The sequence below is a fragment of the Bacillus sp. JJ1474 genome, from assembly GCF_036965225.1.
In the GTDB taxonomy this organism is placed as follows: Bacteria; Bacillota; Bacilli; order Bacillales; family Cytobacillaceae; genus Cytobacillus.
This window is the reverse complement of the sequence record NZ_JBALPC010000142.1, coordinates 2,812-5,264: the sequence shown is the minus strand read 5'-3', so window position 1 is coordinate 5,264 and position 2,453 is coordinate 2,812. Positions and strand designations below refer to the sequence as shown.

The following is a 2,453-nucleotide window of genomic DNA, read 5'->3' as shown; positions in this document are numbered from 1 at the left end:
GATTTAATTAATTTTATTCTTTAAATATCTTTAGTGAAGCACCGTTCGGTAAATTGAACGGTGTAATTTTAGTTAACAGCCCATATAGTCGCTAACAATAATCATTCACTAGCTTTTAGTAGTAGAAGAAGATTTGTCTAAAGCCTCAAATATCCATTTCATTTAGTAGAGGAGGAAAGGTAATGGAAATTTTGAAAGCTATAAATCTAGATAAAATATATGGAGATTCGAGTAGAGAAGGCTCCACGACAGCATTGAGTAAAATAAGCCTTTCAATTAATAAAGGAGAGTTTGTTGCGATTATGGGCCCATCTGGCAGTGGTAAAACAACATTGCTAAACTTATTGAGCGGTATTGACAAGCCGACTTCAGGTAAAATTATAATCGGGAGAAAAGAGATAAGTGAAATGTCAGGTGATGAATTAGCTTTGTTTCGGCGAAAACAATTAGGGTTTGTATTTCAGGACTTTAACCTTTTAGATAGTTTGACTGTAAAAGAAAACATGATTCTACCAATGGTTTTAGAAAAGAAAAATGTAACCGAGATGGAAGAAAAAGTTCATTACCTTGCCAATCTTTTCGAAATTGAACCTATTCTGAATAAATATCCTTATAATATATCTGGTGGGCAGCAGCAACGAACTGCTGTTAGTCGAGCGTTAGTTAATGACCCTAGTATCATTTTCGCCGATGAACCGACAGGTAATTTGGATTCAAAATCATCAACTGTCATAATGGAGTGTTTTGAAAGAATAGTTGAGGAACTTTCGACAACGGTCCTTCTTGTTACCCATGATGTTTTTGCTGCAAGTTATTGCAGGAAAGTTATTTTTATAAAAGATGGCTCTATTCATTCACATCTTGTGAGGAAAGGAAGCAGAAAAGAATTTTTAAATCAAATTATGGATAACCTCGCTATCTTAGGAGGAAGAACGGATGTCTTTTAATCAAATCGTTTGGAAAATGGCAAAGGCTCATTATAAAAAGTATTTCTTTTACTATTTATGCAACTGTTTTGGAGTTATATTTTTCTTTATATTTTCGACTGTGTATTTTAACCAACAAGTTGTTCAAGTGAAAAGGACGGAATCAATTCAATATGTTTTAACCGTTCCGGGTGTTGCTCTAATTGTATTCACAGTATTTTTTATTAGTTACGCCCACAGCATTTTTATTAAACGAAGGAAAAGTGAGTTTGGGCTTCTTATGACTTTAGGGATGTCTAATCGTGATATAGGAAAATTGTTATTGTTGGAGAATGGCATTATTGCATTTGCATCACTGGCTTCTGGTATTCTTGCAGGAACTATATTTTCACGACTTTTCTTTTTAATATTAATGAATAGTGTTGGGATACAAGGAATTTCATTTCATATAAACAGTAAAATGTTCCTATATACGATAATTATATTCATAGTTGTTTATTTCGTTGCGGTTGGGAGATCACTCTTTTTCGTACTCAAAAGAAACGTTGTTGTAAGTTTAAAAAGCGACAAGATTGCAGAATCGATCAAGATGAAGAGTCCACTAATTGGCGGAATAGGAGTAGCAATTGTTATCGGCTCTATTCTGGGGCTATATTATACGTATACAGATCCTAATGTTGGTGGGGAATACCTACTTATTTGGACACTATCAACATTGTTAGGATTGTACATCAGCATTTATCAGTTCACTAGTTTCTTCATAGAACTTGCTAAAAAGTATAAATCCTATTATTACCGCAGACTCTTGTTTCTGACTAGTCTAGAATATAAATTTAGAAAACTGACATCTATACTTATGCTCGTTACTGTTATGATAATGGTGACGATTTTGTATAGCACCATAATATTATTTACCTACATGCTATCTGAAAAGCAAGCAGTTGACGGAAATCCTTATGATATTGCATTTATACAAACAGAGAATAAAAACAACTTAGGTAAAGAAGAAATTTATTCCATCGTTGACCAAAAAGATAATTCAATACAAAAATATCTGGTGATACCGATATATTCCTACTATCAAAAACAAACTTATAGCAACTGGATCAATGTCTATAATTTTATGTCACTGGATCAATTTAATAAATTAACTTCCAGTAAGGTGGACCTGCAGGATAAGGATTTTCTATATTATATAAATGAAGATCCAAAAAAAACGGATGGAAGCGAATATTATCAGAATAATGTTTTCCTATTCTCAGATGAAAAGCATTCCTATGCATTAAAGGAAATAATCGTTGAAAAAAACATCAATATACTAAGCAATCTTCAGGATTTTATTATTGTAGGCAATTCACAATTCGAGCAATTAAAAAATAGCTTAAATGGTTATGAATCAAACATTCACTTAATCAATGTTGCAAATTGGGAAGAGACCACCAATGTTGTCGAAAAACTAGCTGAAAAGTTTAGGAACTATAATGAAAATTCCCTGCCACTTACTGATATTCGTGTTGAGAACACATC

Annotated in this window: 2 protein-coding genes; both read left to right on the top strand. The window is 32.7% G+C overall.

The window, feature by feature from the left end:
- The first annotated feature begins 182 nt into the window (after positions 1-182).
- A complete protein-coding gene (locus tag V7164_RS16985; RefSeq protein WP_335346101.1) occupies positions 183-947 on the top strand; it encodes an ABC transporter ATP-binding protein in 765 nt (254 codons plus the stop codon).
- A partial coding sequence (locus V7164_RS16980; protein ID WP_335354679.1) for an ABC transporter permease occupies positions 937-2,453 on the top strand: 1,517 nt, incomplete at its 3' end. The genes V7164_RS16985 and V7164_RS16980, both read left to right, overlap by 11 nt.